We start from the raw sequence: 26,665 nt of genomic DNA on the forward strand, positions 1-26,665 counted from the left end.
CTGGAATGGAATGAACGTTAAAACATTTAGTTCAACTTATACAGATTCATTGTTCCCGCAAAAGGCTGCCCTCCGACACTTGCGCATGTCAGCGCCCCAAAATAAAAACACCTCCCGACTGCAGGAGGTGTTCTCGTATCGCTTCAGTGGCCGCCCGACGACCGGTTCGAAACGTCGGGTTGCCGACGTGACCCAGCGGATAAGCTCGCATATGTCCACGCGACTCCGTCAGTCGTCGTAGTCGGCCAAGCCGTTATCGATCAAATATTTCATTTCCGCATCCAAAATCGCCTCTACCTTCAGCTCGTCCAGCTTCACGTCGGATTGCCGCAGCACGTAATCGACAACCTCGTCGCTGTCGATCTCTATGTCCGTCTTCGCGTTTTTGTGAAGCTTGTCCATGTACGCTTGCTCGTGCTTCAGGACGATTCGGATACTTTTGGCGTCCGCTTTCGTTTTGTCAGCTATGTATTGCACCAGTTCCTGCTCATTCAATGGTTGGTTCAACGGTTGTCATCCTCCAGTTATTATCCTGGTGCCCATTGTACCATATTATGCCGGGTCACATAAGAGGATTTCAATCCGTCCGCAAAGTCAAGCCTGCAAAGGAAACAAAGAAAAAACAGCCGGCAACTTCCTCCGACTGTGTTCTTCCCCGCTTCAAAAGTCCGGTAAATAAGTCCGCTCCCGAGCCGGAAGATGCGACCAGGCTCTCTTCCCCCGTATTTCAATTCGCCGTCGCTTCCAGGCATCCTTCAGACCCCTCCGCACAAATAATCACCGGGCTTTCAAACGGGATGCAAGCAAATATGCTCCATTATCGTATTGCACGTTTTGTGCAGCCCCGCGATAAACCGGAAAGCCGGTCCGTGGCTATAGGACGCCAGCGGGCCTGCGAAATAAAGGCCTGGCAAGCCGCTCTCGAAATGGGCGCCCAGCTTCGGAAAGCCGCCCCCGCTCTCGTCCTCTCGCGGAATTCGACTCGACAGCTCCCGAGAAATAAAAGGAACGCGGTCCAGATCGATCCGATAGCCGGTAGCCGCGATCAGATGATCCACGACACGGCGCTCGCCGTTCGAGAGGCGGAGAAGCAGCTTTCCGGCCGCATCGACCTCGGCCGATTCGATCGAGACGTTGCCGGTTTCGCGAACGTTTCCTTCCACGTACGGACGCAGAAAGTGCGCGACGCTGCCGGGCGGCTGCGACCGCCTCTCCCGCTTCTTATCCGGCGGCAAATCATAGAACGCGGACGCCAAGTCGATGAGCTCTTTCCCCGTCGTTACCGCCTCCCGGTAGTTCGGCGTTTCGCGTCTGTAAATCAGCTCCGTATCGGAGCCCGCTCTATGCAGCAGAGCAGCCGCTTCCCATGCGCTCTGCCCGCTGCCGAGCACGGCGACCTTCTTCCCGGCGAACGGCTGAAAATCGGTATAGCCGAACGTATGGGACACTAGGCTCGACGAAATCCCGGCCAATACATCCGGTATGTGGGCGTAATGCTGCAAGCCGGTAGCAACGATCGCATTCTTCGCACGATACCTCTGCCCCGTCTCGGTTACCGCGTCATATCCCCCGGCTTCCGAATCCAGACGCACAACCGTTTCCGGCGTAAACTCGACACCCGTTTTGGCGGCAAACCAGAACGCATAGTCGACGAAAACCGGGCGCGGCAGCGGGATCGCCAGCTCGGCCCCGGTCTCCTCGCAAAATCGCGGCAGCGTATACTCCACCCGCTCGTCGGACAACTGGATCGAATCCGGATGGGTGCGGATAAACATCGACTGCGGCATCTGACGCTTCCAGAAATGCATCGGCTTCCCGAGCAGCTTGCAGGTCAAGCCTTTGGCTTTCGCATGAGCGGCCAACGATATGCCGTACGGGCCGGCACCGATTATGATTAAATCCAGCATGGCGGTTCCCCCGGTTTTATTCCAAGTCAAAGCCCTTCTCCCGCAAAAAAGCGCGCATATGATCCCTTTTGCGCACGCCGAGACGATTCGCCATTTCCTTCGAATACGTCGTATCGCGTTTGCCGCCCGCACGAGTGAGCGCAAATTGCCGCAGCTCCCCGTTATACCGCTCGATTCCGTCGGCAAACGAACCGGCGGAATAGCGATCCCGGTGCAGCACGGTTTCCACAGGCAGCCTCGGCCGGCTGGTCGGCTCTTGATCGGGGTATCCGACGCACATGCCGAATACCGGATATACGTACTTCGGAAGCTCGAGCAGCCGGGATACGTCCGCGGGGTTATCGCGAATTCCGCCGATATAGACGATACCGAGACCGAGCGACTCGGCGGCTATGACCGCATTTTGCGCGGCCAGAGCGGTATCGACCGTCGCGATGATGAAAATTTCCGTCGAATCCGGAACGCGCGTCTCCTCCTCGAGCGAAGCGGCATATTGCAGCCGGTTCAGATCGGCGCACCATACGAGAAAAACCGGACATTCCTCAATATAGGCCTGATTGGCCGCGAGCGCGGCAAGCTGGCGCTTCTTATCCGGATCGGTCACGGCTATGACGCTGTAAGCCTGCACGTTGCTTGAGGTGGACGCCGCCTGCGCCGATTGGACGATGGCGAGGAGCTGTTCTTCGTTTAAAGGGTCAGGCTTGTATTTGCGGATGGAACGATGCCGCTTCAACTGTTCGATGACTGCGTTCATAAGCGATAAATCCCCTTCTCGGTTTAGTAAAAGCACTTACGATGACGCGGCAAAAGCGCTCCGGAGATTGGCCGGCCGGGCAAGGCCGAGATGCTCCCGCAAGGTCGAGCCTTCATAGGCGGTACGGAACAGTCCGCGATTTTGCAGCTCGGGCACGACTTTGTCGACGAAAGTCTCCAATCCGCTCGGGTACAGCTGCGGCATGACGTTGAAGCCGTCCGAGCCGCCGGTCTCGAACCATTCCTCGATCAGATCGGCCAGCTGAATCGGGGTGCCGGCAAAGGTAAGGTGCCCGCGAGCTCCCGCCAGCCTCTGAGTCAACTGCCGAATGGTCAGATTCTCACGGCGGGCGACATCCACGATCAGCAAATACCGGCCTTTATGCCCGTTAATCGTATCGACTCCCGGAAGCAAATCGTAGGGAAGAGGTCCATCCAGAGGATGTCCGGTCAAATCGAGATTGAGCCGGTCGGAGAGACGTCTCACCGCGGAATTCACGTTGATGTAGGAATTCAACTCGTGCTCGATATCCCGAGCTTCGGCTTCGGTGTCCGCCACGATCGGGCTAAGCCCCGGCAAAATGCTCAACTGATCGGGACTGCGTCCGTATTTCGCCAGTCTCGACTTGACGTCGGAATAAAATTCCCGGGCTTCCTCCAGAGACTGCTGCGCGGTAAAGATGACCTCCGCCGTCTTGGCCGCAAGCTCCCTGCCGCTCTCGGAGGAACCGGCCTGCACCAGCACCGGATAGCCTTGCGGAGGACGCGGAATATTCAGCGGACCTTTTACGGAATACGTATGTCCCTTAAAGTTGATCTCGCGCACTTTATTTTTGTCGACCTGCACGCCGGATTGCTTGTCGTACACGCCCGCGTCGTCGTCCCAGCTGTCCCACAGCTGCTTGACGACTTCCACGAACTCCTCGGCCGCCTCATAGCGCTCGCTATGCTCCGGATGCTCCTCCCTGCCGAAGTTGAACGCGGCCGAGCCCGCGCCGGTCACGATGTTCCAGCCGGCCCTCCCGCCGCTGATATGGTCCAGCGAAGCGAACTTCCTCGCTACATGATACGGCTCGTTGTATGTAGTGCCGACGGTCGCGATCAAGCCGATTTTCTCCGTCAAAGTAGCCAGCGCAGCCAGCTGCGTAAACGGCTCCAGCTTCCCTCCGGCCCCGGCATAGCCGTCCGCGAGAAATAGCGAGTCCAGCAAGCCGCGTTCGGCGATTTGCGCCAGCCGGGCGTAATGCCGGATGTCGACCGACTTCTCCGGATTCGTATCCGCATGCCGCCATGCGGCCTCGTGATGGCCGGAAGCGGCCAAAAAAGCGTTTAAATGAAGCTTGCGTTCGTTTTGTCCCATAACTCTCTCTCTCCGATCGCGTTATTGTACGTTCCTGTATAATACGCTTCAGTCATACCTTATCCGGCTCATCGTCGTCATTTGGCTGAAGCTGCTCGCGGGACGCGGGAGCCCGTTTTATCCGCTGCGTCCTTCCATCCTCGTTCCGTAACCGTACAGTCAACGTATTCGGCTATAATCAGCCCCTCGCACTACGAAATCGGAATGCAAAAAAACCGGAGACACAACGCGAAGGTCGGTCACCGGTTTACCGGAAGATATATTTAATTAATCCTACATGATTACTGTGTTATAGATCATATCATCCATTTCCCCCGCTGTCAATGCTCAACTGCCGAAGCAATTCGATTCCCCACAGCAGATAGTGCCTTATACGCTCTCAGCCTTCGCTGCGAAAAAGCAGCCGGATAATCTTTCCCGACTGCTCCATTTGGGTCGCCAGCTATACTCTCATTCACGTGTGTCATGCAGGCTTATTTCGCAGCGGCTACCGGCTTGCCGATCAGCCCTTTCTTCCTGTTCTCCACCCATTGGCTCATGGAATACAGACCTTTGTAATTTTGCTTCACGAATTGAATCATTCGTTGCTTCGTCTCCGCTTCCCGGATTTGTTTCTCATTTACTGCTGGTTGCATCATTTTCCCACTCCACATCTTATTTTCGAACACAAAACCCAGTTTATTCGAAAGTTCCGGCTTTATTCCCGGCGAATGCGAAAGTTGCAAGACCCATTTTGGCGACTATTTTTCTACGGCTGCCGCTTTTCGGTGGGTCAACAGCTCGGAGACGGTAATGAACCGGAAGCCTCGTTGTTTCAATTCCGGCAATATTTGCTTCAATGCTTCGACCGTTTGAGATTTGCCCTCCACATAATCATGGAACAAGACGATATCTCCGTTACGGGCGTTTTTCAATACTTTATTGACGATTTTGCCTATTCCAGGCGTGTTCCAATCTTCCGTATCCTGGTGCCAGGACCACATGACAACTTTGTAACCGGATTTTTTCGAGGCGCTGACGACTTGCTCGTTGTAATACCCGCCCGGCGGGCGGAACAAATACGGCTTCTGGCCGGTCGCCTGCATGATGCTGCGTTCGGTTTTGACGATTTCGTCCTCGATCTGTTCCGCGGACAGCTTCCTTTTGTTCATATATTTGTGGCTGTAAGTATGATTGGCGATTTCATGCCCCTCGGCCGCTTCCCTTTGCGCCAGCGCGGGATACTTCTCGACCCGCTGGCCTACGACGAAAAAGGTCGCTTTGGCCTCATACTGCCGCAATAACTCCAAAATGGCCGGCGTATCGACGGGGTCGGGACCGTCATCGAAGGTGAGGGCGATAACCTTCTCCTCGGTCGGAACCTCCCAAACGATCTCCCCGCGCGCTTCGTAATATTCGCGCCCTTTTTTCGAAGGCTCCGAGTGGGCGGGACTGATCGCTATCGCGACCAAACATGCTGTAATCGTCATCGTTCTCCGTAAAGTGCCCATGGCGTCCTCCAATCTCGAAATCTTCTTGCCTGTTGCTCCAATTGTTCTGTAGTCGGCCTAATGGTAATATCTCCGGAATTTGTCAATCTATACCCCTAACGGCTTTCTTCCTTTCCTTACAAAGACTAACAGCCCCGTCATCGGGGCTGTTAGTGCGCTTCGCGGATGTGTCGTATCACCCATCATTAAGATGATTACTTAGTGAGCTGGCTCTCCCAGCCGGACCGAGATATTCCTGTCCTGCAAATACCGTTTGATATCCGCGACGCCAAGCTCCCCATAGTGCAGCAAAGACGCTACCAGAGCCGCGTCGGCTCCGCCATATTCGAATACATCTCCGATGTCGGATAAGGAGCCTGCGCCTCCGGACGCAACGATCGGGATATTTACCGCCTCTGCCAGAGCCTTCATCAGATCGAGATCGTAACCGTTTCTCATTCTGTCGCGGTCGATGCTCGTACAGACGATTTCGCCCGCACCGAGTCGTTCGGCGCGCCGAGCCCATTCGATCGCATCAAGACCGGCGCTCCGGTGAGCGGAATGGGTGTAAACCTCCCATTCGACCGTCTCCCCGCTGCCGTTCTTGATCGTCTTTGCATCCAGCGCCAGCACAACGCACTGCCTGCCGAACAAGTTCGCCGCTTCCTCCAGCAGAGTCGGCTCGTCCACCGCCGCGGTGTTCCAGCCGACCTTGTCCGCTCCTGCCCGCAAGGCCAGCTTCATATCTTCCATCGTCCGGATTCCTCCGACGACGGAAACCGGAATATACAGCTGCTCCGCCACGCCGCGAATCCATTCGTATTTTACGTCCTGCCCATACAAAGATGCCGTGGTGTCCAAATAAAGCAGTTCGTCGGCACCCTGTTCCGCGTATCGTTTCCCTAGCTCCGCCGGGTCGCCGATTACGGCTGGATTCCTGAACTGAACGTATTTGACCGCCTTATTGCCGGCGACATCAATTGCCGGGATTATTCTTTTTTTAAGCATATCCGATCCTCCTAGTAGTTGTGCGGAATCTTCGCTTGCTAGAGAGAGCAAAAATTTTGCAGCAGCGCAAGGCCCGCTTCACCGCTTTCTCCGGGTGGAACTGCACGCCGACCAAGTCCCCGCACGCGACAACCGAGCAGAAATCGTGACCGTAACGCGTTACTCCGGCCACATAGGACGGATCCCGGAGACAGACGTAATACGAATGGACGAATTAAAAATCCGTTCGACCGGAATGCCGGAGTATATCGGATGGGCTATCGATTGCACGACTTGATTCCAGCTCATATGCGGCACCTTGACCGGACGTTCGAACGGCTTCACCTCCCCTTCCAGCACAGCGAGGCATTCCGCGTCGTTCTCGTGACTGAACTCCAGCAGCAGTTGCATCCCGAGACAAATGCCGAGAAAGGGCATGCCTTCCTCGATAAATCGTTTGATCGGTACGTCAAGCCCATTGTCTCGGATCGTTTGCATCGTGTTTCCCGCATTGCCTACCCCGGGAAAAATGATTTTGCGTACGCCGGCCGCTTCATTCGCGTTGGTTACGATTTTCGCTCGAAATCCCAGCTTCCGTACTGCTTTCTCGACGCTGTGCAAATTGCCGGCACCGTAATAGATAATTCCGATCATGTTTCAACCTCCCGATCTTGGCTAATGACAAATTTCATTTTACTTAATCTAATTAAATCGGTAAAGCGTTAATTAATTAAAACATCACTTTGGTAACTTGGTATCGTGATAAAGCGATTGATTTGCAACGAACCGAGAAGGTCTTATTTGCTATAATCCATACACAATCGTCTTGCCTGCGGACTGAAGCGTTACTAATGGTTCAAAATATCCGGATGTTGCTTCAAGAAACGCCCCATCCGCATCAGTTATAAGACACAGACGAGATCACGTATCTTCGTCATGTACACTCGTTCCGTATCAAGCCATATACAAATGATTCCTAGATCGGACTAGTACGCATTGGCGCACATTAGCATCTCGTAAACGTTCGACTATCCGTTGAACAACGGCATGAATAAGAGAGAACTCGGGGTGGTCCGTTACGAGGCGCTGCATACGACTGTCTAACCAAGCAAGCGGAACAAAAAGTTCCGCTATTCCTTGGGAGAGCCGCTAAAAGGGGGCGTAGAGGAAGGATTTGTTCCTTTATTGGCAGTAACATGTCTGTTTGAAGGACGTTTTGCTCGAATAGAGGAACCATTTGTTCCGTTCGTGCCGTGCTTCCACCCTTCCATCGGTAATAGAGGAACTCTTAGTTCCTTCACTTTAAAATAACGGAAGTAACTGTTCCGCGCTGCTGCAATAGGAAGTAACCTTAAGCATCAAGCGCCGCATCAGATCTTATGCAGCGGATTTCCAGATGCCGACTCCAAATTCTAGATGCAGAATAAACCTCCATCACTACTATCATAGTGAATGGAGGTACGACAGCCCGATCGTTAAGACAATGCTCCTTTGAGACGTCTCTCCTGTATAGTAGCCGCCGAGTTAAAACGGTTGGCCTTTTTGACAAAAAATTTCGAATGAAGCAATGTCTGTCAGCGTGGGACAGTCGTTCTTCGTGACGCACCGATGTTTCGATTTTACAATGCAGTGCGATCATAAGTATACATGGCTTACTAAGAAGCTAACTTCGATACAAACGAACGTCTGCCGTTATAGCCAGCTACCGCAAAGCCTTTTACATACGCCCCGCCCCTCCGCCAATAAGCATATTGAAGCATACGGAACGTCTGTGCTATAATTACAGGATATATTGATTAAAGTGGTGGTAGAATTGAAATCGTCTCGTGTGCGCATACTCCATAAAATGTCGAAATCCTTGACCGAAACCGGTCAAGGATTTTTGTTTCCTTGGGAAAAAAAAGCTGTAGGGGGTAATCATTTGTGACCGGAGGGAACAATGCATCCATGATCGCGGTTTGGATCAGTTTGCTAAGCAATGTGGCACTGACCGTACTCAAATTGGTCGTTGGCGTATTGGCCGGGAGCCAAGTATTAATCGCCGACGGCGTCCATAACGCCGGAGATGTTATCGCGACGGCGGCGGCGTTAAGCGCCATGCGCATATCCAAGCGTCCTGCCGACGACGACCATCCTTACGGTCACGGCAAAGCGGAGGTGCTGGGCTCCGGAATCGTCGCCATTATTCTCGTGCTGGCCGCGCTGTATATCGGCTACCATGCCGTGCTCGCCTTCTTTCACGAGCCGGGCCAAGCGAGTGTGCTCGCCCTTGGGGCAGCGCTCGTGTCCGTCTTCTGGAAACAGGCGTTGTATGTATATACGATAAGAATCGGCAGGAAAGAGAACAGCAAAGGCTTGATCGCGACCGCTTATGACCATTTGGCCGACGTATATGCCTCTATCGCGGCGGTTATCGGAATAGGACTCGCCCTCATCGGAGATTATTACGGCATTCATCTTTTGGCCTACGGCGATCCGGCGGCAGGCATTATCGTTTCCATACTCGTAATGAAATTGGCATGGCATATGGCCCAGGAAGCGATCGATATATTGATGGAGAAGACGGTAAGCGAAGAAAAGCTGAGCGAGTACAGGTCTCTCGTCACGAGCATTCCCCAAGTAAAACGGATCGACCGGATCCGGGCACGGGAGCACGGCCATTATATTTTGGTAGACGTGAGGGTAAGCATTCCCGGGGAGCTCAGCATCCAGCAGGGCCACGATATTTCCCGCTCGATCAAGAAAGCGATAATGGAACGCCACCGGGAAGTCGACGAAGTGCTGATCCACCTTAACCCCTGGTACAAGAAAAGCTTATGAAGGCAATAAACCCTCATGACCGGAGAAGCAGGCAGTCGACAGACGCCGACTGCTCTAATTTCTGGATTCCGTTTCGCTCGATACTTCTTCCGGCAGACGCTTCGACGTGCCCGGCACTACCCTCGGCTTGTATTCGATCGAATCGGAAGAGTGGATAGAGACAAACATCGTGCCTCCGCCGGCAAAAGATCGAATGAGAACCGGCTGGTTGTACTGGTTCTGAAACGAAAAATCCGGCCCTCCCCAGCTTACCGTCGCATCGCGACCAGGCAGCACGTACGGCACGTCCCGGCTGTGGGAATAGCGCTGAACGATTTGCAGGCCGGCACGGTCCGTCGCATTGAACAACGTCGAAGACACTTGGCATATGCCCCCGCCGATCCCTTCGGACAGCTCTCCTCTCACGATGACCGGCGCCCGCAAATAGCCTCGATCTTCCGTGCGTCTGCCGACAACCTGATTGAACGAAAAAACTTCACCGGGGAAAACGACATGATTGTTGATCATTTTCGCCGCAAGCACGAGATTATGGGAGCGATTTTTGTTGCGGCTGTTGTAATACGTCACATATTGCCCAATCGGTTTTTGCCTTATATTCGCCAACAGCTCGCTATCCACTCTCGGATATACCGCAATGCGGGCCAAACCGGTTCGGACGGGGCCGCCGCCGTAAAAGTAAGCATAAAATTGCTCCGTGAACGCTTCACGATTCAGTCTATAGCCCAGCTGCTCCGGGATGATCTTCCCATTATCCCCGATCTTGGCATTAACAGGCGGCTGATACGTCATCCGGTCAATTTTCTCGATCAGACGTTCTAGCTTGGCCGTGTCGACCATGGATTGGCCGGGCAGCGAATAATCCGTCCGGGTGGCGGAAATCAACGTTTTGCCTTCATAATCGAGCGACAAGGGGTCGGAAACGTTCGGCTGTTGCAGCAGCAGCATCATGGCGATCATCCAGGCGGATTTCAATTTATGGTTACCCCCATCTTTGTTCACAAAAAATAATCCTCGTAGATACACTTTCCCAACCGGACCGAAATTATGACATCAGAACAGGCACGGAAAACGGATCGACGGCGGAATCGCACCTTTCACGCGAAAAGGGCAGTAAAAAGAAGGAAGCATAACAGGCGAACCGTTTCCCGAATAGGCGCGTTACCTTATAGGGTATTCCCGTACGAGCACTCATCGGCCTACTATAACAAGATAAGGATGTGCGAGCATTGAAGAAGAAATCCGCGAAAGCGAGCTACAAAGAACAGCGCAAGCAGGAATTGGAGAAGCAGCAAAAAACAAACAAGCGGCTTATGTGGATTACCGCGGTTACCGTCGTAGCCATTATCGCGCTTGTCATCATATTCAAGCCGAAGCCGGGTCCGGTCGATTTTGCGTACGATAAGCTCCCGGTAATGGGCTCCACAGACGCTCCGGTCAAAATCGTGGAGTTCGGGGATTACAAGTGTCCGTCCTGCCAATATTTCAGCCAAGAAATCGCTCCGCAGCTCGAAAAGGATTATATCGATAAAGGACTTGCATCCCTGCACTTTATGAATTTCACTTTTCTCGGTCCGGATTCCACTACGGCCGCTCTAGCCGCCCAATCGGTATATCATCAAAGCAATGAAGCGTACTGGAAATTTTATGACGCTTTGTATAAAAACCAAGGAAACGAGAACATCCAGTGGGCGACGCCGGACTTCCTGACCAACCTGATCCGCAGCCAAGGGATCGCGGTCGATGCCGACAAAGTGATGAATGACATCAAAAATAAAACGTACGCCGACGAAGTGGACGAGCATAACGCCAAAGCGCGCAAATCCGGGGTAACGGGCACGCCTTCATTGTTTATTAACGGGGTCAAGCTCGGCAACTCCATGGATTACGACGCGATCAAGGCGGCGATCGATCAGGCGTTGAAGGGCGAACAGTAATATGAACGAATCCGGATTCCTTTCGCGCATACGAAAATATTCGTTATACTTGGCATGGATCGTTTCCCTCATAGCCGTCGGCGGAAGCCTGTACTTCAGCGAAATTGCCGGGTACGTCCCATGCAAGCTGTGCTGGCTGCAGCGCATTTTCATGTATCCGTTAGTCATTATTTTGGGAAAGGCGTGCTATAGCGACGACCGCCGGCAGATCGGCTACGTATTGCCGCTAAGCATGATCGGCGGAGCGATTTCGCTGTATCACTACATGGAACAAAAAATTCCCGGCATGGCCGGCTTGATGCCCTGCACCTCCGGAGTTCCGTGCAATACGGATTACATCAACTGGCTCGGGTTTATTACGATCCCTTTTCTGGCTCTTATCGCCTTCAGCCTGATCACTATCATTTTATGGATCGGCAAAGAACGGGCGCCCCAATTCGCAGACGAAGCGGAGGCGACTACCGGACTTTGATCGTTCCTTTGACCGTTCTCTTCACGATGGCGGACATATATACGAGAAGCGGGAACAAGACGTAGCCGATCAAAATGTAGATCGTACCCGTAGTCGAAATGAAGGCGGCCAGCGTCTGGTAATCTCTGACGGACCGGAAGCACATAAGCAGCAAAACGAATCCGAGCGGCACCACGAGTGCGTCGGATTTTTTTAATTGCAGCAATTGGGACAGCCCCACCGCGACTACGAAAAAATTCAGGCTGATCTTGATAAATTCGCCCAGCACCCATACCATCATGACCGTCGCTTCCACATGCTCGAAAAAATCCGCCAAAGCTATATACCGCGCAGCCGTCAGCACCGGATAAATGTAGTGCGACGTACTGTCGCCAAGCAGCATCAGGATAGTCAAATTGGCCGAGAGCATAACGAAGCCGATCGCGGTTACGCTCCAGTACCCCCATCGTTTGGCAGCCTTCTTGTCCTTGACCCGGGGAAGCAAATAAAGGATGAGGAACAGTTGGCAAAACCAGCCGTCCACGACGATCGAGCCTTTAAGCGCGGGAGACACCCCTTTCTCGAATAACGGAAAAATGAGCCCCGGGTCCAAATCGGGAATGAGCAGGCCGAACACGAGCAAGGTGATCACCGTGATGACGGGCACGAATAGTTGTCCGCATCTGGCCAGCACCTCGATCCCTTTCCTGACTACCCAGACGCATAGCAAAATCATGGACGCAAGCACGATGACGACCGGCGTTTTGAAATAAAAATTCAGGACGATAAACTCGCTGTAATCGCGGGCGACAAACGACAAAATATGCAGCTGGAACAAAATGAACAGCAGTCCGAGCGATTTCCCCGCCGCTTTGCCGAACACGGCTTCCAATAACGCTCCGAACGTACCGTCAGGCGACAGCCGATACAGCCGCAATGCGAGCCAGACGACCAAGTAGCCTACGCCGACCGATAAAATAGGCGTGAGCCACATATCCCGACCCGACAATTGGGTCGTAATGGAGGGCATCAGCAAAACCGACGAACCCAAAACCGACTGAAACAAAAGAAGCGCCATTTGCAGAGCGGAAATGTTTCCTTGATTCATCCGATCCTCCTCCTCCTCGGTCTAAAGCTTACGGCTTCAAAAAGCTGCCGATCGGCTTCAGAAGCATATCGACCCACTCCGTCGGGCCAGGCAACTTCGAGAAAAACAACAAGCTTGCGGAAAGGAGGCAGCAGACGGCCAGCAGTACCGAATATGCGATCCTGTCGCGCTTGCCGCCTAACAGAGAATGCCGATCCAACCAAATGACGCCTCCTCCAAGCAGCCATACGATGCCGAGAGCAGCGATGCTCATTCCCGTCCCCCGTCCTTCCTGATCAGCTCCGGAATGTTGCCCGTTATACTTCCCGGCCGAATAATGTCCGCCTTAACGTCGAGCGAGATTTCGATTTCCTTGAAACGCTCCTCCCACTCCCCCTTCGCTGTGCGCCATTGCTTCGGATACTTGCGGCGGAAAGCTTCTCCGAAATCCAGCACGTCGGCTTTCATTCCCGTTCGGACTTCCTTCAGCGCCGCTTCCATCCTGCCGCGAATCGTTTCGTTCGCCCCTTCCACGATTCGTGTAAATTGGTCCGGCTTCATCAGATCGAGCCCGGACGTATTTTGAACGACATCGCCCTCGTAATGGACCGTCAAATCCAGTCTCCACTTTCCGTCCGGGCCGATATAAGGCTTTGCATCCGTTACGCTGCGCGATAAGCTGACCGAAATCGAGCCGCTCGAAATCGGATAGACGACCAGCGTCGACGCTCTGATTCGATCGGTGAGCCAGAGCACGCCCAAAGAAGTTTCATTATCCACCGTGCCGACCAGCTTGCCTTTTTTGAGCACGGCCATACCTTTGAAATACGGAACGTCGGGGTTGCGCGCATATTGGCTGTCGGTCATTTCCGATCCTCGAAGCACATACGGCAAATAAAACGCCTGATCCGGGCTTCTGGACATCAGCTCCAATAGCTGCTTCAAATCGACTCTCGAGCCGACCTCCGTCTTGGACAGCTCGCGGAGCGCTTCCATTGTGCTTCGCTCCAGTTGGGGCATAACCCTCATGACCTCAATCGCGGTCCCTTCCGTAATATAGAAATTGGCCCGCTCGCGCATTTCGGGATACCGGAGGACGAAGTCCAAATCATCGTCCAGCCCGGCTTCCGCCCGTTTTTTGCCGATGACGAAAACATGATTGTGACCCCAGTACAGCTTTCTTGAAAGCCGCTCCTGCAAATGCGACATCGCGTCGGACAAAGAGACGCCGGTAGCGCTGGAGACGAGCGTCGGACGGCCGCCCCCGCCGCTTGGGCTCATCCCGTCTCGGGTAGTGCCTGACTCGCCGCTCTTGGGGATGTATACCTCTACGGACAGCTTGACGCCGTTCCGATTGTCCTGATCGATACCGGCCGATAATATGATGGCCAAATCATTGACCTCGGACCGATCCCAGCAGCCGGTTACGAATAGAGCGCCCGCTCCTATAAAGAGCATCATGACCCATCGTGCCGCTTGTCTCATCGGCGATCACTCTTTTCCTTTACAGGCTTCATCGGCTTGCCGCCGCTCCCCCTGCGTCTCCCGCCCCCGCTGCCTGTAAGCCGTGGACGCCTCAGCGGAGTCCAAGCGGGAGGACGAGCCAGCACGTCCTTCCATTCCCCTACCATCATGGGAGCAATCGGAGACAAGTAAGGCAAACCGAAGGAGCGGAGCGAGCACAGATGGATGACAAGCGCGATTAATCCCATGAGCAGGCCGAGCAGGCCCATAAAACCGGCCAGCAGCATGATCGGGAATCGCAGCAGACGTATGGAAATGCCTACCGTATAATGCGGGATCATAAACGAGGCGATCCCGGTTATCGCGACGACCATAACCATGGGAGAGGAGACAAGACCGGCGGAGGTAGCGGCCTGTCCGATCACGAGCGCTCCGACGATGCTGACGGCCGCCCCCACTTGTTTGGGCAGACGGACTCCCGCTTCCCTCAGCGCCTCGAACATCGTTTCCATAATGATGGCCTCCACGAGGGCAGGAAATGGAATCTCTTCCCTCGACTTGGCGATACTGAGCAGTAGAGAGGACGGAATCATTTCCTGATGGTACGTTAGAATCGCGATATAGGCCGAGGGGGCAAGCAGCGCTATCGTAAAAAACAAGTATCTGAGCCAGCGGATAGCCGAGGAAATCATATACCGCTGATAATAGTCCTCGGGAGATTGCATCAGCGAGAACAAGCTGATTGGGGCAATAAGAGAGAACGGAGTGCCGTCCGTCAGGATGACGACGCGCCCTTCCAGCAAGCTTGCCGCAGCCGTGTCGGGGCGTTCCGTTGCCATCAATTGGGGAAATGGCGAGCGGGGCTCGTCCTCGATCCATTCCTCGATGTTCCCGCTTTCCAAAATCCCGTCCACCTCGATCGAAGCCAGCCGTTTTCTCACCTCCGCTATAAGGTCCGGAGCCGCCAACCCTTCGATATAAGCAACCGTTACCCTGGATTTGGTGTAGCTTCCGATTTCCACGCCTATCATTTTCAGGTCGGAAGAGCGGATTCTTCTTCTCATCATCGCCATATTGTCGCTCAGCGCCTCGGTAAATCCTTCCCGGGGACCTCTGATGACCGATTCGGCTACCGGATCCTCGATCGAGCGTTTGCGCCAATCCGACAATGAAAAAGCATGGCCGATATCGAGTCCTTCGACAAGCAGAACCGCATTGCCGATCGTGGTTTGATCGACCAGTTCCTCGAACGTGCGGATTTTGTTGGAACGCAGCCGGGCGGTTTCGCTGCCGATCATTTCATCGAGATCGGCGTGAAGGCCGGGGCCGTCCGGAATACGAGCCACGGATTGCCGAATCTCGTTCAGACGCCCCTCATCCGTGAGACCGTCGAAATAGACGAATAGCCCCGGTACCGTCCCTCCCAAAGAGCATTTCAAATAAACGATATCGCCGCACGAGCGGAACAGCTCCTCCAACCGATTCCGATTTTCGCTCAAATCCGATGAAAACCCGTCGCCGTACTCCTTCTCGTCTCGATTCATGGATAGGATTCCTCTTGTAACGAATATTTGTTCCTTATACTTTCCAATTGTTCCTATCGGTATTCGGACGGCGGCATCCCTTCTATGCGCATCCGGTCAGGCTGCTGTATAATGGAGAGACAGGCAAGGAGGAGAACGGAAGTTGGAAACGAGCCGGGAAAAGTCGCCCGCCTTCATGCAGGGCGTCCAAGATTGCATCCCAACCGTTATGGGGTATGTGAGCATAGGATTCGCCGCCGGAATCGTGGGGAATTCCGCCAATCTGAGCATGCTGGAAATCGGCCTGCTGTCGGCTCTCGTTTATGCGGGAGCGTCCCAATTTATTATTTGCGCCATGCTGATGACAATGAGTCCGCCCTCTGCGATCATCGCGACGACGTTTCTCGTCAACCTGCGCCATTTCTTGATGAGCGCGGCATTGGCTCCGCATTTTTCAACCTATTCGCTGCTTAAAAATATCGGGATCGGAGCTCTGCTTACGGACGAGTCGTTCGGAGTCGCCGCCCATCGGATTGCCAAAGGACTGCCCCTGAGCGACCGTTGGATGAACGGGCTAAACGTTGCCGCTTATCTCGTTTGGATCCTGTCATGCTTGGCGGGCGGATGGCTCGGAAGCTGGATAGCCGACCCGGAGGCGGCGGGACTCGATTATGCCTTGACCGCGATGTTCGTCGCGCTGCTCGTCCTGCAGCTGTACGCGCTGCCCTCCGGCAAGCTTGGGCATTATGCGACGCTTATCGGGTATATGATCATCGCCATGCTCGTGCTGTCCTCGTTTTTCTCGACCTATATGGCCGTCCTCTTGTCGACGGTAATCGTGGCCGCCATCGGGACGGTGACGGACAAATGAAAACGGATGTTTCGACACTGCTCCTCATACTGGGCTGCGCGCTGGTCACTTTGATTCCCCGCATTGCGCCTTTCGCGATCGTCCGGAATTTGAAATTGCCGCCGGCATTCCTGAAATGGTTGTCCTATATTCCGGTCTGCCTGCTTACCGCCCTAATCATTCAATCGGTCATCCGTCCGGCGGATGCCGTTCCATCGATAGACTGGCTGAACTTGGCCATTCTGGTTCCGACGCTGGTGACCGCGCTGAAGACCAGAAGCCTGCTAATAACCGTGCTGGCGGGCATTCTCTCTGCGGCATTGCTGCGTTGGATATTTTGAGACGAAAACACGAGAAGAAGCCCGCTCTCCCGAAGGAGAGCCGGACTTCTTCTTTGTTTACCTATATCGCATCCGTTAGGGGTAACCGTTTACCCACCCTTGCGTTTGCCGGTTTACTTCGCTTTCTCCGCCTCTATCTGTTTGTTGATCGCTTCCTCCGCTTGACGCAGAGCCGTATTGACGTCCAGCACGTTCGTCCCCACCTGGTTGAACGCCGAATTGACCGCCGTTTTGGCAATCGAATCGTATTTCGTAGTCGGTACGGGCTCCCCTAATGAATCTTTGAAAAAGGCGGCCAAGTTTTTCCCTTCCATCCCTTTTAAATCTTTCGCGTATTCCTTGCGTACCTCTTCGTTTTTCACGATCGGCAGCCTGCCTTGTCTCGCCATGATCGCCTGCACTTCGTCCGACAGCAAATATTGGATGACGAGGAAAGAGGCATCTTTGTTTTTGCTCGCGGGCGGGATTGCATAATAGGGAGCGTTCATCTGGGCGCCCTTGCTCTCCATGCCGGCAAATCGCGGAAGCGATGCGACGTCCCAATCCAGTCCTTTTGCGGCCGCATCGGGTATTTCCGTCAAGAAGTTGGGTCCCGTGCTCATGGCTAGCGTCTGATTGTTCAGGAAATTGATTTTGAAATTGTTCGTCGGCTCGTTCCCCGGAATTTTATAAAATTGAGCCATCGCCTCCACCCATTTTTTCCACGGCTCGGTATTCACGTCGGCGCGTTGCGTCTTCGGATCGACGAAGGCCAGTCCCATCTGGTTCCGGTATACCAAATTGATTCCTTCCAGTTGGAAGCCTTTGTACTGCACGCCTCCATCGGTCCGGGTCACTTTTTGGGCCAATTCGTATACTTGCTCCCAAGTCATCCCGTCCTTCGGGTAAGAAACGCCGAACTTGTCGAAGATGCCCTTATTGTAAAAGATGACGTTGTTGTTCAGCTCGAACGGCAGCACCGTTATGCTTCCGTCGTCGGAGTATGACTTGAGCGTGTCCACAACCCCGTTCGTATACCGATTTAAGTCGAAGCCGTATTTGCCGATAAGCGGCGACAGATCGGACACGAGCTTATAGTCCTTCACTTTGCCCAATCCCCCGAGCGAATAGGAGAGCAGATCGATCGTCGTTCCCGCCCCCATCACGTCCTCGATTGTCGAGCCTTTGGCCGATTTGATCGTCTTCAGCGTTACGTTCGGATATTTTTCTTTGACTAGACGCTCGATCGTTTCGGCCAAAATAGCCGAGTTGCCTTCCGTAAAAAAAGTCAATGTCACGGGTTCGGTCGTCATACCCGGCGCGGTGTCCGCGCCTTTGGCTTCGCCGGACGGGTTCGCCGGCTTATCCGCCTTGCCGCACCCCGCCGCCGCAACAAGGAGCAGCGGAAGCAAAAGCGCTTTCTTAGTCCATTTCATAGCCCAGCCTCCAGTTGTAAGTATCCCCTTCACCATTTGATAAACCGTTCACTAAACATCTTATAACCGATTAACCGATTTTCAAAATTGCAATACCGTCACCACCCATCCACAAGTCGCATAGTTTTGTTAAACTAGAGATAACATTTCATTTAAAATTATATGATATAAAATTAACAATTTCAATATATATTCATAAACGAATTTATTTAGCATTGACGACACCATCCTCCGAACCCTACAAAAACCCTTAAAAATACAAGGTTATTAATATGAACAATCTCGATATTCATTAACAAACAGATTACCATTCAAGTAAACTTTCCATCCAAATAACACCGGAATGTCGACATGACAAAAACCCCCGAAGCTGCAACCGCTAGGTTCGGGGGTGGGTTTTTATTCCAATCGTTTCGAATCAGCTGCCGGCTCCCTCTATCGGGTTCGGTTTGCCGAGGAAGCGCCAGAACGCTCCGCCGAACAAGTCGGCTACGTCGCGGCGAATTTCTTTCTTCTTGATTTTCCAGCCGGTGTCATACAAGTCGCCATATTTGTCGCTTAATACGTTTGCGATAATTTCCCGGGAATGGTCCCATTTGTACAGCAGCTGATCCAGTACCCGGCAATCGGAATGCTGTGGCGTAACGCTCGTACCGAGCAGCTCGAAGCGCATGCGGGTCATTTCCTCGATCAGGCTCGGGTTGTTCAGGAACCACCAGCAGCCGAATACGTGCAGATTGCGGAATTTGCGGGCGGCTACGGCCAAGCCGTGCTGGTTCTCGCGCGCCAGCATCGTGCAAAGAAATTTGTTGTCCGGATGCAGCGAGCACATTTGCTCGACCGCACGCACATCGCTCAGCCCGACGCTGTCTCCCGCATCGCCGAGCGCCGGATTCACCCGTTTGTTGACGCCGATCATCATCGCGAACGGAATGTCGAATTCGCGGGCGACCGGAATGATGCATTTCTCGATAATGTCGCCACGCGCGGTCTTCTCCGGATATCGGAAGCTCGGAGGCAGCGAGACGGCCATATACAGCGGGTTCATTTTGCGGATCCAATGACGCAAAAACTCGCGGATGCCTTCGACCGTCTTGTCCGTAACGGCTTTCTCGACGTCATAGCCCCATTCCTTCAGACGCTTCCACGTATGCTCCCCCCACTGCATAAGCAGCGGATCGATCCGCAAGGCGGTATTGAAGCGCGGATCCACCTTCTCCAGCGTCTCCCAGCCTTCCCGTTCCGTGTCCACGAACGGATCGTTCGTCATGCATACGTTGGCGACATTGGAGAGCTTGAATACGAGATCGATATATTCGCCCGTCGTCTTGGAAGCGAAAAATGCCCGGTACGACTCCAAATCCCGCGAAGCCACGTCCAGTCCAAGCCGGCTAAGAACGGTCAGAACGCCGCGGCAAGCTTCGCTGTACGGCGAATGATCGATGAACAGCGTCTTCCACACCAGATCGGCCTGCTCCCGTTTGGACATTGCCCAGAACGCTTCGTACTCCAGCTCCGGATAGAAGCGGAACGTCTCCGCAACCAAATAATGATACGTCAGCAGCTCGTCGATTCCCCATAACAGCATATTGCCGAAATCCTCGGTAAACAGGTGCGTGTGAATATCGGAAATCGGGGCAGTGCGAACGGTTTCCGTTACGTATTGGCGAAGCTCAGCTTTGTTTTGAAAAGCCATCTCAACATTCCTTTCCCCGCAAAGACGGAGTAGATTGTTAACGTGTGCACAATCTTTATGCTTCTATTGTACACGTCCCCGCCTTATTTGCCAAGAAGCTGTACGTGTTTTCCGATATGAGCGATCAACGCGTCGGTAAACGCCTGCTCATTGTCGTCCATCGAACGGAAAAATTCGTCCTTAAACAAGGAAGCGCCATTCCCATCCTTCGCTTGCAGCAAAATGCCGTACGTAATATGCAGCATTTGCCGGGCGTCGTCTTCGTTCAAATAGTCCGGAAGCTCGCTGTCGGATACGCTGTCCAGCGGTTTGATCGCATTCAAATCGGCTTTCACGTGATAGTACGCGGTCGCCTCGCCGAAATGCTCGAGCGCGTATGCGTGCATGCGGCGATACAGATCCGGGTTCGTTTTCGCTACGACACGCATCGCTTCCAGCCAATTCGTGCCGGCCGTCTTCAGATGGAACCGCCCTTTCGTATGGACCCCGATCATCGGGAACACGGTAAACTTGTCGCTGCCGGAGTGAATACTCAGCTTATAGCCGAAATGGTCCGCGATAGCGGCATGGATTTTCAGCTCTTCTTCGAATCGGGCGACGTCGCCGATGTAATCGATCCCTTTTTGGAACTCACCGCAGAAGCGCGGCGCCATGGAAAATAACGTAACGCCCCGGCCGTACAGCTCTTCGGCAATCAGGAAATGGGATGCCGGATCGGTAGGCGTCAACGTTTCGTCGATCGACACCTCGAAGTCGATTTCTCTTCCGGCTGTTTGAATATATTTGTTGAACACGTGCTCCATGTAGTCGATCGCCTTCGCATAGATCAGTACGTTTTTCGCCAGCGTCAACGCGTTGAATGCGAACCCGGTTCCGGCCGCCTCGAACGTGCGGTTCAAATATTTGCTCTCGTATCGGGAGCGGACATCGGCGGATACCAGCTCGTACTTCGCCAAAATTTCCGCTTCGGAAAGACCTTCTACGGTATTGTCGATATGCTCCGAGCAATCCAGCGTCAGCATCGTGAAGCCGAGGCCGAGCGCCATCTCGATATCCGCTTCCACCTTCAAATGGTCGCCGTCCGCGCCGAAGCCGTCCTTGTAGCCTTCTTGGAAAGCGGCGTAGCAAGCCGCATCCAGCACTTCCTTGTAATTGCGGCCGGTCAAATTCAGCTCGCGGATGCTTTGCTGGGCCAGAATCGGACGGATGTCCTTGCCGCTTACCGTCTGGATATGCCCTGGCGAGGCGATTCCCAGCCGGTCGCCTAGACCGATCGTCGAGATTTGCGTGCCGAATGCGCGCGGAGCGGTGTAAGGGAGAAAGCGGTTGAGCGTCAGCCGGTTGGCATGGGTGAGCGGGCACAGCTTGGCAGGTACGGTGCCGCCTTGAACGGCTTCTCCGTCCAGCGCTTCGGATAGTGCTCCTGTCCCTTCGGCCAGCAGCGCTTTGATGCCGTTTTGCTTGATCATGACAAGACGGACGCCCTCGTGCTCGGTGAAAGAACGCTCGTACACTTTCAATTCGGCACCGCCGTTTTTCAATGTTTCGATAACGGAATATATCGTCTGCATCTATGAACCTCCTATGACGTCGCCGGATGACCGGCTTCTGGTGCGAATGGCAGGGTATCCCCGCATTTTCGCACGCTTAGCCTCATCTTAGCGCAATTTCTATCTTGTTTCTGTTCATTTTTTGCTGAATCAAGGAATGTTTCAACATTTTTTGCTTATCGCAGGCTCGGAATATGCTCCAGCTGTTCCTTCTCGACGGTTTCGTCGTCCAGCCTTAGCCAAGTTTCGAAATTCCGTTCGCCCTCGCGCAGCCTTATGAGCCGAGCGCCGCGCGAAAAGCCGTCGCGGCCGTATGTATTGTAGCCTGTAGCCCTGCCATAGCATAACCGTATTCCGTTCAGCTCACCCCAATAATCGTTCACGTGGTCGTGTCCGCAGAAGGTCCCGACAATGTCTCCTGCTTCCACCATGGCCGAGAATAAACCGCTGTTCAATTGCGGCGAGCAAACTTCCTCGTACTTATTGCCGTAGCACGTTGCGTTTTCCCAAGCTTGCCGGTATTCGGGGAGCGGAATATGGAAAAAAGCCAATGCCGGCAGCGGATTTCCCCCATTGCGTTCACTCAACAGACGGGACTCGTTCAAATACCATTCGATCTGATTACGGCGAATCCAGTCGTAGCCTTTAACGTGAGGCAGGACGGAATAGGCGCCGGTGTCGAAGCCGTATAGCGCGGCGGCGCTGCCGTCCTTCCCCTCCAGCTCGAGCACGAAATTGCTGTAGCCTGCAACGTTTTCCGGGCCGCGGGAAGAGACCGCGTATTCGAATCGTTCAACCTCGGACGCCAGCTGCTCGCGGGTAATATACTGCTCCGTATCGTGGTTGCCGAAGACGACAGCCCATGGAATCCCGTTGCGCTCCGCCGAGGAGACCGCATCGCGGAAAGCCCCGGCCGGATCGAGACATGGGCGCTTACCTTCTCCGACCTTGCCGGTGTAGATAACGTCCCCCGTATAGACGACCAGATCGGGCCGCTCCTCCAAAATGACCTTATCCATTAAAGCTCGCGAGCGCATATCCGCATCGCTTCCGTCGATCCAATGAATATCCGTAAATTGAGCGATCGTAAAAGTGCCGTCCTCCCGGAATTTCAGCTTGCGTGCCGATTTGCCCATATCCCGTCTCTCCCCAAGTCAGATTGTAAGCGTCATGATTATAGGGAATAACGGTGCCGGTGTCAATACATACCAACAAGAGAGTAATCGATTTCTAATAAAACTGAAGTCCCCGTCCAACTGCCGACCAGGAAGCCGGTCCGCCCCCACAACCCCGAAAGTCGCGGAGCGGCCCGCTCCCGGAATATATTAGTTGCTCCAATCGAAGCCGATGCCGTCCAAGAACGCTCTGGCCAGCACCATATGCCCGGTCATGCCCGGATGTACACGGTCCCACGCCAGCGTAGCCGGATAAAAATGCTCGAGCACGCGATCGAACGCCTTCTGCGTATCGACGAAGACGGCTCCGGTGTCCGACGCGATTTGCTCGACGACCCGTCCGTACCGGTCCATGGCCGCCCGCATCGGATCGTCCCGGTTAGGTTCGATATAGAAAGGCGTCATCAGAACGAGTCCTTTCAGCGTCGGCTGCACTTCCGCAACCAGCTCGCGAAGCGTCTGCTCGTACTCGGCGATGTACACGTGCTTCTCGGTATAGGTAGGCTGATCGAATTGACGCCATACGTCGTTAATGCCGATCATGATCGACAACCAATCGGGCTTCAAATCGACAACATCCGTCTGCCAACGTTCCTTCAGGTTGCGTACCGTATTGCCGCTCGTCCCGACGTTCGTAACGCGGATATCGCAAGACGGATAAAACGTTCCGAGAAGACTGTCGACGAGCGATACGTATCCTTTGCCGAGCGCTTCCCCTCTTCCTTCTCCGATCGGTCTGGCGCGACCGGTATCGGTAATCGAATCCCCGATCATCACCAACCTGCTCTTAGGCTGCAGCTTCAATTCCATTCCCTCCCAGTAAGGATGCATTCCCAGTCTATTATAAGGGATGCGGCAATGGAAGAGTAGATGAAATTCGGGATGAACGGCAAAAACGGGGAAGCCGCGCTGCGTCCGCTTCCCCGTTCCTTCTCGCTAGATGAGGCCGCCGCAATCTTTGACGACCCGCATTGCTTGATGATGCACGCCCTCGTCCATGACGGCGGTCAATAAATAGTTGCGGCCCATCGTATCGTCCTCGCCGCCGGTGCTCATCCCGCTCGCGCTGACATCGGCCGCCGCCAGGATCGCCGCATTGCGGTCCTCGAAATCGCCGCCGAGCGTCAAGTACCCGAGTCCGCTGAAATCCGAGTTGAGCGGATTTTCCAAATGATCGCTGCCGGCTCCCGGAAAACGACCGACCTCGTCGACCCGCATTTCCGTAATCCGCAGCGCCTTCAGCTTGGCCGCAGCCTCTTTCGCTTCCTCGACCGTATGGAAGTAGGCCAATATATTTTTTTCCGACATCGTCTCTCACCTCCTATTCGAACCGGCAGCTTTGCTTAATCGTTTTGCTGCCGGTTGTCCGCGGCTTCGGCGCGTTCGACCGCTTCGAGGTCGTCCGCGTCAGCCAGAGCCTCGGAAAATTCCACGTCTTCGTTTTTCCCTGCCGGAAACTGTTCGTTTCCGAGCTCTTCCTCTTGCTCGAAACTCATGCTGCTTCCTCCTCGATGATGGGCGTATAGTCTCGTACCCGTCTAGTTTTCCAAGGAGAGGAAATTTTATGCACAAAGGATCGGAAAACCGAACAACCCCCGAACGACGGCCATCTGCTTGATGACCATGCGTTTCGGGGGCTGCGGCCTGCAGAATTTGACCGCCTCCATGGCGGCATCCTTCTTTTCCGACATCGAAATTACGCCGAAATAATTGGGAGATACTTGCGAGCCGACTGTCGGCAATTCGGGATGAAGGGGCAATGAAACCATGTCCCAGTCCAGAGTCGAGAAATCTTTGGTCAGTGCCAGCGGGGCGGCAGCCGTATACAAGATCATGGCGACATTCCGGTCTTTGCTGAACGAAGCCCAATCCGGTATTTTCCACGCCTCCTTGTACGTCTGACTGATGACCGGATTCAGAAATACGGTTTGAATCAGCGTTTTCCATCGCTCGTCGGTTTGTATGGTCGGCCTTCTCTTGCTTCCGTCCACAAGAGGTATGGAAAAGGGATTCCAGCCGATCAACGCCCCCGTGCCGCTGCTGCCGAACCCGTAATACCGTTTTTGGCCGTCCGAACGGGTCATTCTTCCCGCCAATTCGAACGTTTCCTCCCAAGTCATATAAAACGTTTCGCTTATTTCGTCAAACGTCAAGTTTCTGGAAAGATTGCTTCTCATGTAATCGCTGATCTTCGCCAATAGCTCGTCTCTTCGATGCATCGGATTGACACATTCCGTCTTCTCGGGCCCCGCTGGCGCAATCGAATGCACGCGACGCAGCAGTTTGATCAAAAGCGCTTCCAGTACGTTCCAATCAAGTGCTCGCAACCATAGGGAGTAAGCTTGCCGGTATCCGACTCCGGGGCCAAGAGGCTTGTTCCTGGATGGGACAAACGCCTTTACTCCTTCCTTCATCAGGTCAGCCAATAGGAAACGCTCTTCCTTTTCGAGATGAAATACTCGATTGGTTCCACCCCTTACACAACTGCAACCGCTTTCCATGCTTGGTTTGAAGTATAAATCAATACGTTGCCGGAAACCATTGATGGTCGTCTCGGAAAATTTGGATAAATCGCTCATGGAGCATTTCGCGTACGGCTACGAAGCATCGCCTTCTCCTTTGTACAAAAAACAAAAAGACCGATACCGGTGAATCGCCGGAAATCGGTCTATGTTCAGATCGTGCGCTTGAAAGCTCAGTCTCCCAAAAACGCTTTTTTCATTCGTTCGAAAATCGATTTGTTTTGCTCATGCGTATGCTCGCCGCTTTGCTTGGCGAAGTCGCGGAGCAGTTCTTTTTGCTGTTCGTCCAAGCTCGTCGGGGTGACGACGACTACCTTTACTTGCTGATCACCTTGGCCGTAGCCGCGCAGGCGCGGTACGCCTTTGCCTTTCAGACGGAAATAGGTGCCCGTTTGCGTGCCGGCCGGAATTTTCAGCTTGACCTTCTCGGTTAGCGTCGGAATTTCGATTTCGTCACCGAGCGCCGCCTGTGTAAACGTAAGAGGTACCTCGCAAAAAATATCGTCGCCTTCGCGCTCGAAGAAATCGTGCGATTTTACGCGGATTACGATATACAGGTCACCCGAGGGTCCGCCCTTCGTTCCGCCTTCCCCTTCGCCGGAGACGCGCAGCTGCGCTCCGTCGTCGACGCCTGCGGGAATTTTCACGTGAATTTTCCGCTGCTTCTTCACTTTCCCCGCGCCGTGACAAGTGGAGCATTTTTCTTTAATGATCGAGCCTTGCCCGTTACAGGTGGAGCATACGCGGCGATTGACCATCCGGCCGAACGCCGTGTTTTGCACGACTTCCTGCTGCCCGGTACCACGGCATGTATGGCATGTCTCCGGCCGCGTCCCCGGCTTGGCTCCCGATCCGTGACAGTTGTCGCAAGATTCGGTACGGGGAATTTGGATATCCATTTCTTTGCCGAAGACCGCTTCCTTGAACTCGATCGTCATCGTATACTGCAGATCGGCCCCACGCTGCGGCGCATTCGGGTTGCGGCGCTGACCGCCTCCCCCGAAAAACATATCGAAAATATCGCCGAAGCCGCTGAAATCCTGGCCGCCTCCCCCCATGCCTTGGCTTGGGTCCGCCGTGCCAAAACGGTCATAATTGGCCCGCTTCTGGCTGTCGCTTAATACCTCGTATGCTTCTTTCGCTTCTTTGAACTTCTCTTCCGCGTCGGCCGCCTTGTTCACGTCCGGATGATATTGGCGGGCCAACTTACGGTAAGCCTTCTTGATGTCGTCCTCCGATGCTTCCTTGTCCACGCCAAGCACTTCATAAAAATCGCGGTCGCTCACCGTTCCACCCCCCAAAGATACCCCAAAAAGTGAAGTATTGCTTCGTAGCTTATTCCGATTACTTTTCGGGGACCC

At 53.9% G+C, this 26,665-nt stretch carries 27 protein-coding genes; 5 read left to right on the forward strand and 22 right to left on the reverse strand.

Annotation, left to right across the window (positions count from 1 at the left end; translation table 11 throughout):
• Positions 1–228: 228 nt before the first annotated feature.
• From FE784_RS38265 to hisH, 8 genes are all read right to left on the reverse strand, one after another.
• A complete protein-coding gene (locus tag FE784_RS38265; protein WP_139607555.1) occupies positions 229–507 on the reverse strand; it encodes a hypothetical protein in 279 nt (92 codons plus the stop codon).
• Positions 508–788: 281 nt separating this feature from the next.
• Positions 789–1,907 (reverse strand): NAD(P)-binding domain-containing protein, encoded by a 1,119-nt coding sequence (locus tag FE784_RS38270; protein ID WP_139607556.1) that lies wholly within the window; start codon positions 1,905–1,907, stop codon positions 789–791.
• A 16-nt stretch (positions 1,908–1,923) separates the two neighbouring features.
• The gene (nfsA, locus tag FE784_RS38275) at positions 1,924–2,661 is read right to left on the reverse strand and encodes an oxygen-insensitive NADPH nitroreductase (RefSeq protein WP_139607557.1); all 738 of its coding nucleotides are present in this window, start codon (positions 2,659–2,661) and stop codon (positions 1,924–1,926) included.
• 36 nt (positions 2,662–2,697) lie between these two features.
• A complete protein-coding gene (locus FE784_RS38280; RefSeq protein ID WP_139607558.1) occupies positions 2,698–4,020 on the reverse strand; it encodes an LLM class flavin-dependent oxidoreductase in 1,323 nt (440 codons plus the stop codon).
• Between the two features lie 473 nt (positions 4,021–4,493).
• The gene (locus tag FE784_RS41390) at positions 4,494–4,658 is read right to left on the reverse strand and encodes a hypothetical protein (protein WP_176706819.1); all 165 of its coding nucleotides are present in this window, start codon (positions 4,656–4,658) and stop codon (positions 4,494–4,496) included.
• Between the two features lie 102 nt (positions 4,659–4,760).
• Positions 4,761–5,510 (reverse strand): polysaccharide deacetylase family protein, encoded by a 750-nt coding sequence (locus FE784_RS38285; RefSeq protein ID WP_139607559.1) that lies wholly within the window; start codon positions 5,508–5,510, stop codon positions 4,761–4,763.
• A gap of 198 nt (positions 5,511–5,708) precedes the next feature.
• Positions 5,709–6,497: an imidazole glycerol phosphate synthase subunit HisF gene (gene hisF / locus FE784_RS38290; RefSeq protein WP_139607560.1), complete on the reverse strand. Its 789-nt coding sequence runs from the start codon at positions 6,495–6,497 to the stop codon at positions 5,709–5,711.
• A gap of 159 nt (positions 6,498–6,656) precedes the next feature.
• Positions 6,657–7,130, reverse strand: coding sequence for an imidazole glycerol phosphate synthase subunit HisH (gene hisH, locus FE784_RS38295; RefSeq protein WP_139607561.1), 474 nt, complete (start codon positions 7,128–7,130; stop codon positions 6,657–6,659).
• 1,269 nt (positions 7,131–8,399) lie between these two features.
• Between hisH and FE784_RS38300 the strand changes: the two genes are divergently transcribed.
• A complete protein-coding gene (locus FE784_RS38300) occupies positions 8,400–9,296 on the forward strand; it encodes a cation diffusion facilitator family transporter (protein ID WP_425465595.1) in 897 nt (298 codons plus the stop codon).
• Positions 9,297–9,350: 54 nt separating this feature from the next.
• On the opposite strand, the gene FE784_RS38305 is transcribed toward FE784_RS38300, so the two are convergent.
• Positions 9,351–10,253, reverse strand: a complete 903-nt coding sequence (locus FE784_RS38305; protein ID WP_425465597.1) for a VanW family protein — start codon at positions 10,251–10,253, stop codon at positions 9,351–9,353.
• A 269-nt stretch (positions 10,254–10,522) separates the two neighbouring features.
• Here FE784_RS38305 and FE784_RS38310 point away from each other — a divergent pair, with 269 nt between their 5' ends.
• Together FE784_RS38310 and FE784_RS38315 are read left to right on the forward strand one after the other, a co-directional pair.
• Complete coding sequence (locus FE784_RS38310) at positions 10,523–11,230, forward strand: DsbA family protein (RefSeq protein WP_425465596.1); 708 nt, start codon at positions 10,523–10,525, stop codon at positions 11,228–11,230.
• Position 11,231: 1 nt separating this feature from the next.
• Complete coding sequence (locus FE784_RS38315; protein ID WP_139607562.1) at positions 11,232–11,702, forward strand: disulfide oxidoreductase; 471 nt, start codon at positions 11,232–11,234, stop codon at positions 11,700–11,702.
• Here the strand turns inward: FE784_RS38315 and FE784_RS38320 are convergent.
• The 4 genes from FE784_RS38320 to FE784_RS38335 are packed head-to-tail and all read right to left on the reverse strand — an operon-like array spanning position 11,689 to position 15,776.
• Positions 11,689–12,789 (reverse strand): GerAB/ArcD/ProY family transporter, encoded by a 1,101-nt coding sequence (locus FE784_RS38320; RefSeq protein WP_139607563.1) that lies wholly within the window; start codon positions 12,787–12,789, stop codon positions 11,689–11,691. The genes FE784_RS38315 and FE784_RS38320 overlap by 14 nt on opposite strands.
• Positions 12,790–12,817: 28 nt before the next feature.
• Positions 12,818–13,042, reverse strand: coding sequence for a hypothetical protein (locus FE784_RS38325; RefSeq protein ID WP_139607564.1), 225 nt, complete (start codon positions 13,040–13,042; stop codon positions 12,818–12,820).
• Complete coding sequence (locus tag FE784_RS38330; protein ID WP_139607565.1) at positions 13,039–14,253, reverse strand: Ger(x)C family spore germination protein; 1,215 nt, start codon at positions 14,251–14,253, stop codon at positions 13,039–13,041. The genes FE784_RS38325 and FE784_RS38330 overlap by 4 nt, the downstream gene beginning before the upstream one ends.
• Positions 14,250–15,776 (reverse strand): spore germination protein, encoded by a 1,527-nt coding sequence (locus tag FE784_RS38335; protein ID WP_139607566.1) that lies wholly within the window; start codon positions 15,774–15,776, stop codon positions 14,250–14,252. Before FE784_RS38335 ends, FE784_RS38330 begins: the two co-directional genes overlap by 4 nt.
• 175 nt (positions 15,777–15,951) lie before the next feature.
• Between FE784_RS38335 and FE784_RS38340 the strand changes: the two genes are divergently transcribed.
• A complete protein-coding gene (locus FE784_RS38340; protein ID WP_139607580.1) occupies positions 15,952–16,626 on the forward strand; it encodes an AzlC family ABC transporter permease in 675 nt (224 codons plus the stop codon).
• On the forward strand, positions 16,623–16,946 hold the full coding sequence (locus FE784_RS38345; RefSeq protein ID WP_139607567.1) for an AzlD domain-containing protein: 324 nt from the start codon (positions 16,623–16,625) through the stop codon (positions 16,944–16,946). Before FE784_RS38340 ends, FE784_RS38345 begins: the two co-directional genes overlap by 4 nt.
• Positions 16,947–17,059: 113 nt before the next feature.
• Here the strand turns inward: FE784_RS38345 and FE784_RS38350 are convergent, their stop codons facing one another.
• From FE784_RS38350 to dnaJ, 9 genes are all read right to left on the reverse strand, one after another.
• On the reverse strand, positions 17,060–18,361 hold the full coding sequence (locus FE784_RS38350) for an ABC transporter substrate-binding protein (protein ID WP_176706820.1): 1,302 nt from the start codon (positions 18,359–18,361) through the stop codon (positions 17,060–17,062).
• Positions 18,362–18,779: 418 nt separating this feature from the next.
• Entirely contained in the window at positions 18,780–20,057 is a 1,278-nt protein-coding gene (locus tag FE784_RS38355; protein ID WP_139607569.1) for a glucuronate isomerase, read from the reverse strand.
• An 83-nt stretch (positions 20,058–20,140) separates the two neighbouring features.
• The gene (locus tag FE784_RS38360) at positions 20,141–21,628 is read right to left on the reverse strand and encodes a tagaturonate epimerase family protein (protein ID WP_139607570.1); all 1,488 of its coding nucleotides are present in this window, start codon (positions 21,626–21,628) and stop codon (positions 20,141–20,143) included.
• Positions 21,629–21,783: 155 nt separating this feature from the next.
• Positions 21,784–22,743: a metallophosphoesterase family protein gene (locus FE784_RS38365; RefSeq protein ID WP_139607571.1), complete on the reverse strand. Its 960-nt coding sequence runs from the start codon at positions 22,741–22,743 to the stop codon at positions 21,784–21,786.
• A 189-nt stretch (positions 22,744–22,932) separates the two neighbouring features.
• On the reverse strand, positions 22,933–23,586 hold the full coding sequence (locus FE784_RS38370; protein WP_246132373.1) for an SGNH/GDSL hydrolase family protein: 654 nt from the start codon (positions 23,584–23,586) through the stop codon (positions 22,933–22,935).
• 132 nt (positions 23,587–23,718) lie between these two features.
• Positions 23,719–24,090, reverse strand: coding sequence for a hypothetical protein (locus FE784_RS38375; RefSeq protein WP_139607573.1), 372 nt, complete (start codon positions 24,088–24,090; stop codon positions 23,719–23,721).
• 35 nt (positions 24,091–24,125) lie between these two features.
• A complete protein-coding gene (locus FE784_RS38380; protein ID WP_139607574.1) occupies positions 24,126–24,278 on the reverse strand; it encodes a YfhD family protein in 153 nt (50 codons plus the stop codon).
• Between the two features lie 66 nt (positions 24,279–24,344).
• The gene (locus tag FE784_RS38385) at positions 24,345–25,208 is read right to left on the reverse strand and encodes a type 2 periplasmic-binding domain-containing protein (RefSeq protein ID WP_139607575.1); all 864 of its coding nucleotides are present in this window, start codon (positions 25,206–25,208) and stop codon (positions 24,345–24,347) included.
• 269 nt (positions 25,209–25,477) lie between these two features.
• Positions 25,478–26,590, reverse strand: a complete 1,113-nt coding sequence (gene dnaJ, locus FE784_RS38390; RefSeq protein ID WP_139607576.1) for a molecular chaperone DnaJ — start codon at positions 26,588–26,590, stop codon at positions 25,478–25,480.
• Positions 26,591–26,665: the final 75 nt, after the last annotated feature.

The organism is Paenibacillus hemerocallicola (genome assembly GCF_006265175.1).
Taxonomy (GTDB): domain Bacteria; phylum Bacillota; class Bacilli; order Paenibacillales; family NBRC-103111; genus Paenibacillus_AB; species Paenibacillus_AB hemerocallicola.

Bases quoted from the DNA above. Each gene is read 5' to 3' on its own strand.
- FE784_RS38270 (WP_139607556.1), bottom strand. From the start codon at position 1,907: ATGCTGGATTTAATCATAATCGGTGCCGGCCCGTACGGCATATCGTTG.
- nfsA (WP_139607557.1), bottom strand. From the start codon at position 2,661: ATGAACGCAGTCATCGAACAGTTGAAGCGGCATCGTTCCATCCGCAAA.
- FE784_RS38280 (WP_139607558.1), bottom strand. From the start codon at position 4,020: ATGGGACAAAACGAACGCAAGCTTCATTTAAACGCTTTTTTGGCCGCT.
- FE784_RS41390 (WP_176706819.1), bottom strand. From the start codon at position 4,658: ATGATGCAACCAGCAGTAAATGAGAAACAAATCCGGGAAGCGGAGACG.
- FE784_RS38285 (WP_139607559.1), bottom strand. From the start codon at position 5,510: ATGGGCACTTTACGGAGAACGATGACGATTACAGCATGTTTGGTCGCG.
- hisF (WP_139607560.1), bottom strand. From the start codon at position 6,497: ATGCTTAAAAAAAGAATAATCCCGGCAATTGATGTCGCCGGCAATAAG.
- hisH (WP_139607561.1), bottom strand. From the start codon at position 7,130: ATGATCGGAATTATCTATTACGGTGCCGGCAATTTGCACAGCGTCGAG.
- FE784_RS38305 (WP_425465597.1), bottom strand. From the start codon at position 10,253: ATGATCGCCATGATGCTGCTGCTGCAACAGCCGAACGTTTCCGACCCC.
- FE784_RS38315 (WP_139607562.1), top strand. From the start codon at position 11,232: ATGAACGAATCCGGATTCCTTTCGCGCATACGAAAATATTCGTTATAC.
- FE784_RS38320 (WP_139607563.1), bottom strand. From the start codon at position 12,789: ATGAATCAAGGAAACATTTCCGCTCTGCAAATGGCGCTTCTTTTGTTT.
- FE784_RS38325 (WP_139607564.1), bottom strand. From the start codon at position 13,042: ATGAGCATCGCTGCTCTCGGCATCGTATGGCTGCTTGGAGGAGGCGTC.
- FE784_RS38330 (WP_139607565.1), bottom strand. From the start codon at position 14,253: ATGAGACAAGCGGCACGATGGGTCATGATGCTCTTTATAGGAGCGGGC.
- FE784_RS38335 (WP_139607566.1), bottom strand. From the start codon at position 15,776: ATGAATCGAGACGAGAAGGAGTACGGCGACGGGTTTTCATCGGATTTG.
- FE784_RS38340 (WP_139607580.1), top strand. From the start codon at position 15,952: ATGCAGGGCGTCCAAGATTGCATCCCAACCGTTATGGGGTATGTGAGC.
- FE784_RS38345 (WP_139607567.1), top strand. From the start codon at position 16,623: ATGAAAACGGATGTTTCGACACTGCTCCTCATACTGGGCTGCGCGCTG.
- FE784_RS38350 (WP_176706820.1), bottom strand. From the start codon at position 18,361: ATGAAATGGACTAAGAAAGCGCTTTTGCTTCCGCTGCTCCTTGTTGCG.
- FE784_RS38355 (WP_139607569.1), bottom strand. From the start codon at position 20,057: ATGGCTTTTCAAAACAAAGCTGAGCTTCGCCAATACGTAACGGAAACC.
- FE784_RS38360 (WP_139607570.1), bottom strand. From the start codon at position 21,628: ATGCAGACGATATATTCCGTTATCGAAACATTGAAAAACGGCGGTGCC.
- FE784_RS38365 (WP_139607571.1), bottom strand. From the start codon at position 22,743: ATGGGCAAATCGGCACGCAAGCTGAAATTCCGGGAGGACGGCACTTTT.
- FE784_RS38375 (WP_139607573.1), bottom strand. From the start codon at position 24,090: ATGTCGGAAAAAAATATATTGGCCTACTTCCATACGGTCGAGGAAGCG.
- FE784_RS38380 (WP_139607574.1), bottom strand. From the start codon at position 24,278: ATGAGTTTCGAGCAAGAGGAAGAGCTCGGAAACGAACAGTTTCCGGCA.